12 protein-coding genes are annotated in these 13,392 nt (G+C 70.8%); 2 read left to right on the forward strand and 10 right to left on the reverse strand.

From position 1 onward, the window contains the following. Positions 1–62 precede the first annotated feature (62 nt). The 5 genes from ACQP2Y_RS17780 to ACQP2Y_RS17800 all read right to left on the reverse strand — a co-directional run bounded on the left by ACQP2Y_RS17780 (position 63) and on the right by ACQP2Y_RS17800 (position 5,659). Entirely contained in the window at positions 63–1,496 is a 1,434-nt protein-coding gene (locus tag ACQP2Y_RS17780) for a glycoside hydrolase family 76 protein (RefSeq protein WP_433729566.1), read from the reverse strand. A 71-nt stretch (positions 1,497–1,567) separates the two neighbouring features. After that, positions 1,568–2,341 (reverse strand): enoyl-CoA hydratase/isomerase family protein, encoded by a 774-nt coding sequence (locus tag ACQP2Y_RS17785; protein WP_433729568.1) that lies wholly within the window; start codon positions 2,339–2,341, stop codon positions 1,568–1,570. Positions 2,342–2,405: 64 nt separating this feature from the next. Further along, the gene (locus tag ACQP2Y_RS17790) at positions 2,406–3,776 is read right to left on the reverse strand and encodes an ABC transporter substrate-binding protein (protein WP_433729570.1); all 1,371 of its coding nucleotides are present in this window, start codon (positions 3,774–3,776) and stop codon (positions 2,406–2,408) included. Beyond that, positions 3,776–4,729, reverse strand: coding sequence for a carbohydrate ABC transporter permease (locus tag ACQP2Y_RS17795; RefSeq protein ID WP_433729572.1), 954 nt, complete (start codon positions 4,727–4,729; stop codon positions 3,776–3,778). The genes ACQP2Y_RS17790 and ACQP2Y_RS17795 overlap by 1 nt, the downstream gene beginning before the upstream one ends. A gap of 9 nt (positions 4,730–4,738) precedes the next feature. Further along, a complete protein-coding gene (locus ACQP2Y_RS17800; RefSeq protein ID WP_433729574.1) occupies positions 4,739–5,659 on the reverse strand; it encodes a carbohydrate ABC transporter permease in 921 nt (306 codons plus the stop codon). 130 nt (positions 5,660–5,789) lie between these two features. On the opposite strand from ACQP2Y_RS17800, the gene ACQP2Y_RS17805 reads away from it, so the two are divergent. Then, a complete protein-coding gene (locus ACQP2Y_RS17805) occupies positions 5,790–6,938 on the forward strand; it encodes an ROK family transcriptional regulator (protein WP_433729576.1) in 1,149 nt (382 codons plus the stop codon). A 53-nt stretch (positions 6,939–6,991) separates the two neighbouring features. Here the strand turns inward: ACQP2Y_RS17805 and ACQP2Y_RS17810 are convergent, their stop codons facing one another. Continuing rightward, positions 6,992–7,486, reverse strand: coding sequence for a DinB family protein (locus ACQP2Y_RS17810; RefSeq protein WP_433729578.1), 495 nt, complete (start codon positions 7,484–7,486; stop codon positions 6,992–6,994). A gap of 91 nt (positions 7,487–7,577) precedes the next feature. Between ACQP2Y_RS17810 and ACQP2Y_RS17815 the strand changes: the two genes are divergently transcribed. After that, a complete protein-coding gene (locus ACQP2Y_RS17815) occupies positions 7,578–8,156 on the forward strand; it encodes a helix-turn-helix domain-containing protein (RefSeq protein ID WP_433729580.1) in 579 nt (192 codons plus the stop codon). 15 nt (positions 8,157–8,171) lie between these two features. Here ACQP2Y_RS17815 and ACQP2Y_RS17820 read toward each other — a convergent pair whose 3' ends face one another. The 4 genes from ACQP2Y_RS17820 to ACQP2Y_RS17835 are packed head-to-tail and all read right to left on the reverse strand — an operon-like array spanning position 8,172 to position 13,268. Beyond that, on the reverse strand, positions 8,172–10,130 hold the full coding sequence (locus ACQP2Y_RS17820; protein ID WP_433729582.1) for a glycogen debranching N-terminal domain-containing protein: 1,959 nt from the start codon (positions 10,128–10,130) through the stop codon (positions 8,172–8,174). Further along, complete coding sequence (locus tag ACQP2Y_RS17825; protein ID WP_433729584.1) at positions 10,127–11,407, reverse strand: MGH1-like glycoside hydrolase domain-containing protein; 1,281 nt, start codon at positions 11,405–11,407, stop codon at positions 10,127–10,129. The genes ACQP2Y_RS17820 and ACQP2Y_RS17825 overlap by 4 nt, the downstream gene beginning before the upstream one ends. Beyond that, on the reverse strand, positions 11,404–12,222 hold the full coding sequence (locus ACQP2Y_RS17830) for a TIM barrel protein (RefSeq protein ID WP_433729586.1): 819 nt from the start codon (positions 12,220–12,222) through the stop codon (positions 11,404–11,406). Before ACQP2Y_RS17830 ends, ACQP2Y_RS17825 begins: the two co-directional genes overlap by 4 nt. Continuing rightward, complete coding sequence (locus ACQP2Y_RS17835) at positions 12,219–13,268, reverse strand: zinc-dependent alcohol dehydrogenase (protein WP_433729588.1); 1,050 nt, start codon at positions 13,266–13,268, stop codon at positions 12,219–12,221. The genes ACQP2Y_RS17830 and ACQP2Y_RS17835 overlap by 4 nt, the downstream gene beginning before the upstream one ends. Positions 13,269–13,392: the final 124 nt, after the last annotated feature.

Consider the following 13,392-nt stretch of genomic DNA (forward strand, 5'->3'; position numbering starts at 1 on the left):
GTGAACATCGGGTCCGGCCGGCAGCTGTCGGCCGGACCCGATGCCTTTTGTCGGCACGGTGCTCAGGGAGCCGCGTTCAGCAGGTCGAGCACGCTGTGCTGGCAGGAGTGGTTCGTGCCGAAATACGGCCCGGCCCAATGGCTGCCGTAGGCGTCGAAACTCGTCCGGCTCTTGGCGTACGCCGAATCGGCCTGCCGCCGCAGATACGCGTCGTAAGGCCGTCCCACGGCCGCGTTCAGCACGCCGAGCCCGCGAATGAACGCCCCCTTGAACGAGACCCCGTCGCCGCTGCACTGGTCGGGTTCGTTGGGCTCGCGCAGGATGCCGTTGTTGTTGAGGTACGTGCTCGTGGTGGCCGCGTCGGCGACCCGGCGGGCCACAGTCAGCGTGTTCGCGTCGCCGGTCAGCCGGTTGAGCTGGACCAGCGCGTTGATCAGCACACCCTGGTTGTAGGTCCACGTGACGTCGCCGTTGTTGCGGCAGGTGCTCAGGTTGAGGCCGTCGTTGACCAGGTTCGAGCTGTTCAGCATCCCGGTGCTCTGGAACCACGTCCAGCCGGCCTGCGCCCGCCCGCGGTAGACGCTGTCGCCGCCGATGCGCAAGGACAGGGCGGCGTTGAGCTGGATGTAGAGGCTGTTGGCGACGGCGTTCTTGACGGTCCGGTCCGTACGCCAGTAGATGCCACCGCCGCAGCGCGTGTCCCAGTAGCTGAACATGTGGTCGGCGCCGGCCCGGGCGGTGTTCAGGTAGCGGCTGTCGCCGGTCCGGTCGTACGCGGCTACCCAGGCCAGCGCCCACCAGCCGGTGTCGTCGAGGTACTCGTTGCGGAACTGGCCCTGCCGCGAGTTGATGTTCTTGTCGTATGTGGCCGCGATCGCGTAGTCGTAGCTGTGCATGCCGCTGACCCGGCTGTTGTCGATCAGCGCGGTGAGCGCGTTCGCGCCGGTCCACCAGCCGTTGGTGTCGAAGAGCCCGGTGCCCTGGTCGAACCGCATCATCAGGGCGGTGGCCGCGGCGGTCCGCCGGTCCCACGCGTTCCAGGTGCTGCGGGCCCAGCCGGTGCACGCGAGCTCGGGCCGGTCACCGGCCTTGCCGCAGGCGCGCAGCACCCCGACGCCGCGCGAGGCCCAGTTGTCGACGTTGAACATGGCGGTGCGCGCACTGCCGGCGCCGGCCGGGACGGTGGTGTCGCCGAGCCGGCTGTCGCCCGACCAGGTACGCCCGCCGTCGAAGGAACGGTCCAGCCACAGCTGGTCGCCGGCCTGGCCGTTCTCGACGGTCGCCCAGATCATCGCGTCGGTGTCGTTGACGTGAACCTTGAACGAGCGGCCGTACAGGGTGGTGCTGGTGGCGACGCGGTCGCCGGGGGAGAGGCCCGGATCCCGGGCGTCGCAGTAGCGGTTGCAGACGGTGGCGGCCTGCGCGGGCGACGCGGTCTGAACCTGGAGGAGGGCGGTGACGGCGATCGTGAGGACCGCGATCGGCTTCTGACGCATGGGTTACCTCCGTGCCGGTGGGTGCACTGGGTAACTGTTAATAAAGTACACATATTGTTAATAGTCAATGCCTACTCGCCCCGGAACACCGGCGTACGCCGCTGCAGGCTCGCGGCGATGCCCTCGGCGCTGTCGCGGGTCCGCCACAGAGCGGCCTGCTCGGCCAGTTCGTGCTCCATGGCCCGGCGGACCCGCTGCGGCAGGTCACCGCGCAGGGTCGCGCGGATCGACCGTACGGCCAGAGGCGCTGCCGCCGCGATCGAGCGCGCCCATTGCAGGGCCGTCTCCCGCACCCGGCCCGGCTCGGCCAGCCGATCGGCCAGCCCGATGGCGACCGCCTCCTCGCCGCCCACCCGGCGGGCGGTCAGCAGCAGATCGGTGGCCAGTTGCCGGCCCACCAGTTCCGGCAGGGTGACGCTGAGCCCGAATCCCTGGTGGAAACCCAGCCGGGCGAAGTTGGCGACGAACCGGGTCGACGGCTCCGCCACCCGGAAGTCCGCGGCACACGCCAGTCCCAGGCCGCCGCCCACCGCGGTGCCCTGCACCGCGGCGATGATCGGGGAACGTACCTCGAACAGCTGCGCCGCCCGCCGGTACAGGCCCTCGGCGGCGACCACCATGTCCCCGGCGAACTCCGCCGAACCCAGATCGGCACCCCCGCAGAAGTTCTTGCCCTCGGCCGCCAGCACGATCACCCGGCAGCCGGCGTCCTCGTCCAGTGCGCCGGCGGCATCGGCGAGCCGGCCGATCAGCTCGGCGTCGACATGGTTGTTCGGCGGCCGCCGCAGTTCGAGCAGCCCGATCCCGTCCGTGACGGACACCGCCAGGTCATCGCTTGATTCCATGAGGTCAGGATGCGCGACGCCGGGCACCGGGCGGAAACGGGGCCCGGCGCCGCCCGGGCCGGCGCTATTGGGCGACCTTGAACAGATCGTTGAGCTGGTCGTTGAGCTCGGTGAGGGAGCTGACCGGTTTGCTGCCGAGGTAGACGGCGTCGAGGCGCGGTTGCAGCAGGGCGGTGATGTCCGCGGCGTTGGTGGTCACCGGGAACAGGAACGTCGTCTTGTCCTTCACCTGATCCGTGAACGCCGTGACGTCGAGCTTGCGTTCGTTCTTGTTGTAGGCGACGGCGAGCTCGGTGGCTTCCGGCCGGGCCGGGAACACCACGCCGGATTCACCGATCAGGTTCTGGCACTGCTCGCCGGACATGAACTTCACCCACTTGGCCGCGTTCTCCGGTTGCTTCGACAGCGTGGTGACCGAGTCAGCGAGACCGTTGAACATCGAGGCGCGTTTGCCCGTCGGGCCGATCGGGGTCGGGGCGACACCGATCTCGAGCTTCTTGCCGGCCGCGTCGGTGAGCTTGGTGAAGGTCGAGATCATCCATGAGCCGCTGATGCCCAGGGCGGCGATCCCGGACTGGAGCTGCTTGTCCGTATTGATGGGGTTGCTTCCGCCGATCTCGGCGTACGTCGGCATGAAGCCCTTGTCGGCCAGCCCGAAGTACCACCGCAGGGTGTCCTGGAACGCCGGCTGGTCGAGGTTGAAGCGGGTGCCCCAGGGGTTGGTGTCGGTGACCTGCCAGCCGGCGCTGGCGGTGAACGCCGACCACTGGGTCTGTCCCCAGCCCCCACCGCCCGCTCCCTCGGAGGCCAGCCCGTGGGTCTTGACGTTGTTCTTGTCGAAGCCGGGCTCGTCACCGCGCACGCCCTTGGCGTCGATGGTCAGGTGCGCGACGAGCTTCTCGAAGGTGCCGCCGTCCTGCGGATTCCAGGACAGGTCCTGCAACTGGGCCGGGTCCACGCCGGCGGCGTCCAGGGCCGCCTTGTCGTAGAACACCGCGACCGTGTCCCAGTCCTTCGGGGCGCCGTACCGCTTGCCGTCCTTGCCCTTCCACAGCTCGGCCAGGCCCGGCTGGTAGTCGCTGTCCTGGATGTCGCTGGTCGGGGCCAGGTCGTCCAGCGGCCGCAGCACCTCCAGGTCGACGTACTGGGCGAACTTGGCCAGGTGGTCGGTGAAGACGTCCGGTGCGGCGTCGGCGATGAAGCCGGCGGTCAGCTTCGACCAGTACGAGTCCCAGCCGTACTGCGAGATGTTGATGCGCAGGCCCGGATTCTGCTGCTGGAACGCGTCGGCGCACTTCTGGTAGCCGGGTTGCTGGGCGGAGTCCCAGAGCCAGTACTCGATCGTGCCCGTGGTGCCGCCGCTGCCGGCACCTCCGCAGGCGGTCAGCAGGGTCAGGGTCAGGGCGGCCGCGGTGGCCCGGTAGCTACGTGACATCACTTGATCCCGCTGAAGCCGATGGAGTTGACGATCCGTTTGGCGAAGACCATGAAGAGCAGCAGCATCGGCAGCGCAGCGACCAGGGTGGCGGCCATCAGGCCCGCCCAGTCCGGCCCGGTCTGCGGGGTCTGCGACTTGAACACGCCGAGCGCCACGGTGAGCACCCGGGACTTGTCGGTGTAGCTGACCATCAGCGCCCAGAAGTACTCGTTCCAGACGGAGATGTAGGTGAGGATGGCCAGCGTCGCGATCGGTGCGGTGGACATCGGCAGGATGAGCCGGAAGAACACCCGCACCTTGGACGCGCCGTCGATCAGCGCCGCCTCCTCCACCTCCTTGGAGATGCCGAGGAAGAACTGGCGCAGGAAGAACACCGCGAACGGGGTCATCAGCATGCTCGGCAGGGCGATGCCGAGCAGCGTGTCGACCAGGCCGAGCTGTTTGATGAGCACGAAGTTCGGCAGCAGCGTGAAGATGGTGGGGATCATCAGGCCGCCGAGGAAGAAGCCGAACCACTTCTCCCGGTTCTTCCATTCCAGGCGGGCGAAGGCGTACGCGGCCATCGCCGAGAAGAAGACCTGCCCGACGGTGACCAATGTGGACACCGCCACGGAGTTGAACAGGTAGCGCCAGAAGTTGATGGGCTGCCCGGCGCCGCCGGCGTCGATCGCCTCCTGGCCGCTCTGCAGGCCGAAGACGCGGGCGAAGCCACCCCAGGACGGCTGCACGGGAAGCAGGCTGTCACTGCCGGCGTAGAGAGCGTTGTTGCTGGACAGCGCGGTGCGCAGCATCCAGTAGAAGGGGAACAGGCTGGCCGCGATGACCACGATCATGAAGGCCCAGGCGAGGGCGCGGCCGACGCCGAACCGCTTCGGCTCCGGGGGCTCGACGGTGGGGGATACGGGTGCCGGTCCGATGGTGGTGGCCGGGGGAGCGGTGTCGAGGGTCATGCTCGCTCCTCAGTTCAGGTCGGAGGTGTCGGCCCGGGTGACCCGGTACTGGACGAAGGTGATGATCACGAGCACCAGCAGCAGTGCGACTGACATGGCGGAGGCGTACCCGAACTGGAAGCGCCCGAAGGCGACGTCGTAGATGTAGTACTGCAGCACCCGGGACGAGTCGACCGGTCCGCCGCGGGTGGCGATGGCGACGGTGTCGAACACCTGGAACGACCCGACAACCGTGATGATCAGGACCAGCGCCAGCACCGGGCGCAGCAGCGGGACGGTGATGCTGCGGAACATCCGGGGCTCGCTGGCGCCGTCCATCCGGCCCGCCTCATACATCGTCTCCGGGATGGTCTGCAGGCCCGCGAAGATCAGCAGGGCGGTGTAGCCGACGTGCCGCCAGACGTTGATCAGCGCGATGGTCGGGATGACCAGGGCGTCGGAGGACAGGAACGCGACCCGGTCCAGCCCGATCGCGGCGATGAGCGTGTTGCCGATGCCCAGCTGGTAATCGAGGATCCAGAGGAAGACCAGCGCCGCCACCACGTTGGAGACCAGGTACGGCGTCAGCACGATGCCCCGCAGCCAGGTCCGCCGGGTGAGCCGCTGCATCATCACGGCGATGACCAGGGCCACCGCCGTCTGCAGGGCGATGTTGATGACGACGTAGTAGATCGTCACCCGCATCGAGTTCCAGAACACCGGGTCCTGGGCCATCCGGACGTAGTTGTCGACGCCGTTGAACTCCGGCGGGGTGAGCAGATTGAACTTGGTGAAGCTCAGGTAGATGCCGCGCAGGGTCGGCCAGACCATGAAGACCAGGAAGCCGATCAGCGCGGGCAGGATGAACATGAGCGCCAGGCGGGTGTCGTCCCGTTTACGGGCGCGTGGGGTGCCGGTCCGGTCCGGCCGGGTGGCGGTGCTGAGGGCCATCGGATCCTCCTTCGCCCGTCGTCGCGGGGACGCCCGGCGGCATGGGCCACTCGGTCGGATTTACTTTCAGCCAGGTTGAAAATAATGCCGCGGCTACAATGTGACAAGGGTCACTATTTACGCTTGATGCATGGCACCCCTCTCCACCGCCGAGCTGGCGGTGACCCGGCACCTGCTCGTGCACGGGCCGACGACCCGCGCCGCCCTCGGTGACCGGCTCCAGCTGTCGTACGCGTCGATGTCCCGCCTCGCCCGCTCGCTGACCGACGGCGGCCTGATCACCCAGGACGTCGAGCCGGAGTTCACGGTCGGGCGTCCGCGCCAGATCCTGTCCGCGGTGCCCGGCGCCCGGCACGTCGTGGGCTGCAAGCTCACCGCCGACCGGGCCTACGGCGTCGTGTGCGACATGTTCGGCGAGGTCCGCTGGGCGGCGAAGGCGGCCCTGCCACGCCGGCGGAGCGACGGTACGGTGCCCGTCGCAGCAACCGTGAAGACCGTGGCGCGGCTGGCGCAGAGGCTGGCCCGCCGCGTCCCGTCGGTGGACGGCATCGCCGTGTCACTCGGCGGCGTCGTCGTGAACCGGTCGATCGTCCGGGAGGGCACCTTCCTCGGCTGGCGCGACACCGACCTGGCCACCCCGCTGCGGGCGGAGACCGGCCTGCCGGTGGTCGTCACCAACGATGTCACCGCGCTGGCCCGCGAGGAGCTCTGGTTCGGGGCCGGCCGCACCCACTCCACCTTCGGCCTGATCACCGTCGGCGCCGGCCTCGGCTTCGGCGTCGTCCGCGAGGGTGTCGTCGTGGAGGAGCTGATCGACAACGGCCACCTGCTCGCCCACGCGCCTCTCACCGGCCGCGGTCCCCGGTGTTCCCTCGGGCACGCCGGCTGCGTGGCCTCCTACCTCAACCGCGAGGACCTCGAACGTCACGCCTCGGCCGCGGCCGGCCGGCCCGTGACCTTCGACGGGCTGGTCCAGGCGCGTACCGCCGGCGACCGTACCGCCACCAGGCTGCTCACCGGCTCCGCCCGGGCCCTCGGCCACCTGGCCGCCACCTTCGCCGGGGCGCTGCAGACCACCCGGATCGTGCTCGCCGGGGAGGACGTCGCCGAGATCGCCGCGTCCCCCGCGCTGGCCGACGTGGTCGCCGACCGGCTCCGCCCGGGCGCCGACGAGACCCAGCGCTGCGCCCTCGACATCACCACCGCCACGCTCACCTTCAACGACTGGGCCCGCGGTGCCGCCGTCGCGGGGGTCCAGCATGTCCTGGGCGCTCTCTGACCGCCTCCCGGGCGCCCGCTGCTCCAGCAGCGCTTCCGGGTGCGCCTGCCGGCTCACGGCGTCCTGGCACGGCGCGGCCTGGCCGCGAGGAGCTGCTCACGCAAGATGTCGGCGTGACCGCAATGCTGGGCGAGCTCCCGCAGCACCTGTACGTACAGCGCCCACATCGACCGCACTTTCCGGCCGCTCACCACATGCTCGAGGCCGAGTCCTCGTACCGCAGCCCGGGACTCCTCGCAGGCGGTGCGGTGCGCGGCCTGGACGGACTCGACGCTGTCCCCGGGCCGGAGGATGAACGAACGGCCCGGGGTGGCGGCCACCCCGAGCTCCTTGAGCGACCGGCCGGTCAGGACGTGCCCGAAATAGAACCTCTCGACGTACGTCAGGTGCTTGACCAGCCCGAGCAGCGTCGTCCGGGACGGGACCAGGGAAGCGCGGGCCTCGTCCTCGCTCATGCCCTTCAGGCTGTCGTGCGCGGACCAGCGGTGCTGATCGAGCAGCTCGTCGAGGCGGACCCGGAGATCGCGGGTCCAGGGCGGTTGACCCATGGCAGCTCCTCCTCGGTTCGGGTGATGGTGTCGAGCATCCGCAGCCCGGCGACCACGTGCAAAGCCCGTTGCCAAATGGCAAGCTGCGGTGATGGACGAGGTGGAGCAGGACGTGCTGGCGGGCGTGGCGGGGCGGCTCCGGGAGCTCCGCCGGGCGCGCGGGGCCAAGCTGATCGACGTGGCGCAGGAGACCGGCCTGACGCCGAGCACCTTGTCCCGGCTTGAAACGGGCAAGCGTCGCCCCACGCTGGAGCAGCTGCTGCCGCTGGCTCGTGCCTACGGCACGACGCTGGACGAGCTGGTGGGCGCCAAGGACACCGGTGATCCTCGTATTCACCTGCGTCCGGTGACGTACCGCGGCATGACGTTCGTGCCGTTGACCCGGCGGGCGGGCGGCATCCAGGCGTTCAAGGTGATCTACCCGCCGGCTTCGCGCTGGGGCGACCCGGTGCCGCGTACCCACGAGGGCTACGAGTGGCTCTATGTGATGAACGGGCACGTCACCCTGCTGCTCGGCAACCGGCGTCTGCGGCTGGGTCCGGGCGAGGCGGCCGAGTTCGACACCGGCGTACCGCACTGGATCGGGAGCGCCGATGAGAGCCCCGCCGAGCTGCTCACCCTGATCGGCATCCAGGGCGAACGCGTGCATCTGGCCACGTCGGCGCCCTGAGCCCGGGGCGCCGGCTCACAGCGACAGCAGCAGGAGGGGAGCGGCGGCCGCCCACGCCTGCGGCGAGCATGAATGCGGGTACGGCACCGGTCCGCGCCCCCGCTCGCGGGTCAGGCCGGTCATCACCTCGGGCAACCGGCCGTCGCCGAAGGACGCGGCGGCGAGCAGCCCGTCGGCGATCCGCGCGGCATCGGTACGGCGACCAGCCGCAACCAGCCCGGCCACCGCGATCGCCGTGTCATGCGGCCACACTCCGCCGCAGTGATACGACATCGGGTGGTACGGGGCCTGTCCCGCGGCCAAGGTCCGCACGCCCCAGCCGGAGAAGAAGTCGTCGCCGGCCAGCCGCTCGGCCACCGTGGCGGCCCAGTCGTCGGCGAGCAGCCCGCACCACAGCAGGTGGCCCGCGTTCGACGCCGCCGCATCGACCGCCGCGCCCGTCCCGTCGAGGGCCAGCGCCACGAAGCCGTCCGGCAGCCGGAAGTCGCGGGCGAACCGGTCGCGCAGCTCCGCCGCGGCCGCGGTGAGAGTTGCCGCCCACGCGGGGTCGCCCCACACGTCTGTCGCGAGCCGGGCCGAGCCCAGCAGCGCGCGGTAGGCGTACCCCTGGGCTTCGGCCACCGCGATCGGCCCGCCGGCCCGGGTGCCGTCCCGGAAGACGATGGAGCCGGCGGAGTCCTTCCAGCAGTGGTGCACCAGGCCCGGCAGGTCGGTGCGGTACCGCAGGTAGCCGGTCGCCAGCCCGCCCGCACCGAGCATCCAGCCCACCGCGGCTCGCGCCGCTTCCTCGAGTTCCTTGGCCGGCAGGTCGTCCCCGGTGACTTCGTGGTGCTCGGCCAGCAGCATGAGGAACAGCGGCGTCGCGTCGACCGAACCGTAGTAGCGGGCGTACGGCACCTCACCGGTGGTGGCGAGCTCGCCCCGACGCATCTCGTGGATCACCTTGCCCGGCTCTTCCACGCGGGAGGTGTCCGTCGTGCGGCCCTGCGTGGCGGCCAGCACCCGCAAGGTTCCGGCGGCCAGCTCCGGCCGGTGGTGGAGGGCGAACAGCGAGCTGAGCAGGCTGTCGCGGCCGAAGACCGTGAGGAACCAGGGCGCGCCGGCGGCCGGTACGACCGCCCCGGGCACGCCGGGTGCCGGCATGCGCAGGGCGTCGAGGTCGGCGAGACCCTGCCGTACGCAGCGGGAAAGGTCATCCTGAGGTGCCGGAGGTGAACCTGCGGTGCCGGCCTGCTCCTGGCCCGACACCGTGATCTCCAGTGTCACCGACTCCAGCGGTGGTACGACGACTGTCCATTGCAGACCGCTGGTGGACAGCTGGGCGGTCGGCGAGGCTTGGATCGTTGTCGTGCGCTCGAATCCACGCCGGGCGTAGGAGAAGACGAGCCGATCCCCGGTGGCATCGGCGTGGCGGAGCGCGTCGGACTTGTCGAAGGCGCGCGCCGAGCGCAGCTCGAACTGGTCGGCGAAGTCGGCTGCCAGCTCGTAGCCGAGCTCGACGGTCTGCGGTGTGCCGAGGAAGCTCGTCACTTCCAGCGACTCCACCAGGCGGCCGGGCCGCACCTGCCGGCGCCGGGTGACCGCGTAGGGCGGGTCCTCATGGCGGGCCGTCTCCGGCACGTAGACCGTCGAGCTGGCGTCGGTGCGCAGCGCACGTAAGGGCGTGCCTCCGGCGTGCGCGCGACCGCCTCGTCCAGGTCCGCCGCCTGGCCCAGCGGGCCGTCCGGGCGGGCCATCGGCTTCTGGGCCGCCGGCAAGCCCAGCGGGACGCTCAGGCGGGCCGTTGGGTCCTGGGCCGCCGCCTCGCCGGCTGCGCGATTCCGCGACCGCCGATCCAGGGACGGTCAGCACCAGTCGGGACAGGTGGCGGCAGTCGTCGACGAAGAAGCCGTCCACCGCCGAGCCGGTGACGTCCGCGCCGACGGCGGTGGTGAGCAGACACGTCGTGCCCGCGACCACCGAGTGTCCGCTCACGCCGTCCGGAGGAGGTCGAGGGTCAGCGCCGCCGTCCAGCTGAAGTCGCTCGCGCCGTGGCCCGCGCCGGTCAGTGGGTCGAGGTACTCCCGGAAGCCGGCGACGCGCACCCGATCCAACAGGCGCCGGCGCAGATCATCGGCCAGGGCCGTTTCGCCGTGCAGCCGCAGCCCGTGCCAGACCAGCCAGCTGGTGTTGACCCATCCCGGCCCGCGCCAGTAGCGGCTCGCGTCGTGGTCGGCGGCGGTGAGGTCGTACGACGGCAGCGGGCAGGCCTCGTGCAGCCGGAACCGCTCACTCAGCGCGGTCTTCACAAGCTCGGCGGCGACCGGCATGCCCGGCACGATGAGCGGGGCCAGGCCACCTACGGAGTAGGTCGGGATGAGGTGGCCGGTGTGCGCGTCACGAGGGAAGAACATCCCGGCGGCCGGATCGTACAGAGTGGACACCAGGGCGTCGGTCAAGCGGGCGGCCGCGGCCAGGTGTGGCTCCGGGTCGTGGCCGAGTTCCGCCGCCATCGACGCGAGCGCGTGCTCGCCGGCGGCCAGCAGGGCGTTGCACAGCGGATCCTCGACCGCGAAGCCGTGCACCTGCAACGAATCGGTGTAACCGGCGTCCCGGTAGTCCCGCGCGAGCCGGACGTAGCGGCCGTAGTCGTCGTCGGTGGGCCGTTCCGCGGCGACACCGTGGTTGAGGTCGCGCCGGGTGAACTCGGTCGTCGGCACCGGAATCACCCGCGACAGCGGGAGGTCCCAGGCCGGGCTGTTGTCCATGCCGGACTCCCACGGATGCACGACCGACATCAGGCCGTCGCCGCTCAGATCGCGACGGGTCGACAGGTAGCGGTGCCACTGGACCAGCCGCGGATAGATCCGGGGCAGGAAGCCGCGGGCGCGCGCAGTCGCGGGGTCCGCGAGGAAGGTCGACCAGGCGGCCAGAGCGTGCGCGGGCGGCTGGACGATGCCGGACGTCGGTACGCCCGGCGCGCCAGGCACCGCCCCGGAACGCCAGAACGCGGGACCCGGAAAGTAGGCGTCGGCGCTGACGTGCGGGTCGAACACGATGTGCGGCACGCGTCCGTCACGCCACTGCGCGCCGAACAGCGACTCCAGCTCCCGCTGGGCCCGGGCGGGGGAGAGGTGGCGCAGCCCGATCGCGATGAACGCCGAGTCCCAGCTCCACTGGTGCGGATAGAGCGCCGCGGCCGGCACGGTGGCGCACTGCCGCCAGTTCGCGGCCAGCACCCGCCGGGCGCCCCGGTCCAGGTCGTCGATCACGCCGGCCCGCTGACGTCGTGGCGCCGCAGGAAGCCCGGCACGGCGGCGACGGCGGCGGCCGGTTCGCCGCGCAGCCGGCATTCCAGGGCCAGGTACCCGTCGTAGCCGATCGCGTCGAGGGTGCCCAGCAGCGCCGCCCAGTCGAGGTGACCGGCACCGGGCTGGAAGCGGTTGGAGTCGCTGACCTGTACGTGGCCCAGCATTGCGGCCGCCTTGACGAGCGCCGACGTGGGCTCGTCCTCCTCGATGTTCATGTGGTACGTGTCGGCCAGCACCTTCAGCGCCGGCAGACCCACCGCGCCGACCAGCTCGACCGCCTGCTCCAGCCGGTTGACCATGTGGTCCTCGTAGCGGTTGAGCGGCTCCAGGACGAGCGTCGCACCCTCGCGGGCGGCGTGCTCACCCAGCTCGGTCAGGCCTTCGAGCAGCACCGCCCGGTCCTCCTCCTCGCTGCGCGGCGGCTCGAACGGGGGCAGCCGCCGGGAGAACATGCCCCAGGAGGCCGGCGTGCAGGCCACCGCGCCGGGGCCGCCCACCTCGGCGATCACCGACAGCTGCGACTTGAGCTGGGCGACGGCGTCGCGGCGCAGGTCCGGGTCGAAGGCGCCGAAGAAGTGCCGCATGTCGACGCACACCGACGGCATGGGCACCCCGTCGCCGGCCGCCCGGCGCAACTCGGGCAGCCGGTCGCGGAACGCGAAGCCGCCGTGACCGCGCAACTCGATGGCGTCGTAACCGGCGCGCCGGGCGAACTCGAACTTCTCTTGCAGCGTCTGGCCGGGCAGCAACTGCTCCTGGCAGGAAAGCTTGATCACGGGAACTTCAACACCACCTGGAGTGCCTCATGGGGACGGCGGTCGAGCATGCGGTACGCGGCCGCCGCCTCTTCCACCGGAATGACATGGGTGACGAGCCCGGCCGGGTCGATCTGGCCCTCGACGGCCAACCTGAGGAACGTGCGGTTCAGGCGAACCTGATCCCAGCGCCCCGCGACGTCCGGTGGGACCCCACCGATCTGCGAGCAGATCAGCCGTACGCGGTTGTGGTGGAACTCGTCGCCGAGCCGCAGCCCGACGCCCTCGCCCTGGTAGAAGCCCGCGGCGACCACCCGGCCGTTGACCGCCACCGCGCGGATCGCCTCGTGCAGCGCCGGGTACGAGCCGCTGATCTCGATCGCCACGTCGGCGCCGCGGCCGTCGGTGAGCTGGCGCATCTGCGGCCCCACCGTGCCGTCGCGGACGTCGACGATGGCGTCGGCGCCGTACTCCAGGGCCTTCTCGAGGCGGCCCGGCACCGCGTCGACCGCCACGACCGAACCACCGGAGAGCCGCACGAGCCGGGTGGTGAGCAGTCCCAGCACACCCTGGCCGAAGACGGCGACCGTCTCGCCGAGGTGTACGTCCGCGGCCAGGACGGCGTTGAGCGCCACGGCACCGACCCGGGCGAACGTCGCCGCGATCGGGTCGAGACCGTCGGGGACCGTGCAGCCGCGCAGCTTCTCCGCGGGCAGGACAGCCTCGGCGCGGTGCCCCCAGATGCCCCACACCTGCTCGCCGACCGCCGGGATGCCCGGGTCGCCGGCGACGTCCGGGGCGACCTCGACGACCTCGCCCACCTCGGAGTAGCCCAGCCCGGCGACCGGATAGCTGAGGCCGCTGGTGTCGTCGACGAACAACCGCAGGTCCGGGTCCCAGGACCTGTTGAGGTACGGGTTGGTGCCACGGTAGGCGGTCAGCTCCGTGCCGGCCGAGATGCCGGAGAAGCTGGTATGCACGCGTACCTGGCCGGGGCCGAGCTTCGCGGTGGGCTGGTCGACCACCTCGACGCACTGCGGGGAGGTGAACTGCACTGTCTGCGGCACTCCGACATTTCACCCTATCGGTCGGGCCATTCGTGGCGGAACGCACAATCTTCCAGCCGATCACTGTCCTACTTATGTCTCGCCGCCGGGCAATAGTGCGGCGCAATCGCCCCTGGCAGTCGTG

The sequence above is a fragment of the Actinoplanes sp. CA-051413 genome, assembly GCF_050955795.1.
Lineage (GTDB): Bacteria > Actinomycetota > Actinomycetes > Mycobacteriales > Micromonosporaceae > Actinoplanes.

Excerpts from the sequence above, each read along its gene's own strand:
- ACQP2Y_RS17780 (WP_433729566.1), bottom strand. The coding sequence starts at position 1,496 with ATGCGTCAGAAGCCGATCGCGGTCCTCACGATCGCCGTCACCGCCCTC.
- ACQP2Y_RS17785 (WP_433729568.1), bottom strand. The coding sequence starts at position 2,341 with ATGGAATCAAGCGATGACCTGGCGGTGTCCGTCACGGACGGGATCGGG.
- ACQP2Y_RS17790 (WP_433729570.1), bottom strand. The coding sequence starts at position 3,776 with ATGTCACGTAGCTACCGGGCCACCGCGGCCGCCCTGACCCTGACCCTG.
- ACQP2Y_RS17795 (WP_433729572.1), bottom strand. The coding sequence starts at position 4,729 with ATGACCCTCGACACCGCTCCCCCGGCCACCACCATCGGACCGGCACCC.
- ACQP2Y_RS17800 (WP_433729574.1), bottom strand. The coding sequence starts at position 5,659 with ATGGCCCTCAGCACCGCCACCCGGCCGGACCGGACCGGCACCCCACGC.
- ACQP2Y_RS17805 (WP_433729576.1), top strand. The coding sequence starts at position 5,790 with ATGGCACCCCTCTCCACCGCCGAGCTGGCGGTGACCCGGCACCTGCTC.
- ACQP2Y_RS17810 (WP_433729578.1), bottom strand. The coding sequence starts at position 7,486 with ATGGGTCAACCGCCCTGGACCCGCGATCTCCGGGTCCGCCTCGACGAG.
- ACQP2Y_RS17815 (WP_433729580.1), top strand. The coding sequence starts at position 7,578 with ATGGACGAGGTGGAGCAGGACGTGCTGGCGGGCGTGGCGGGGCGGCTC.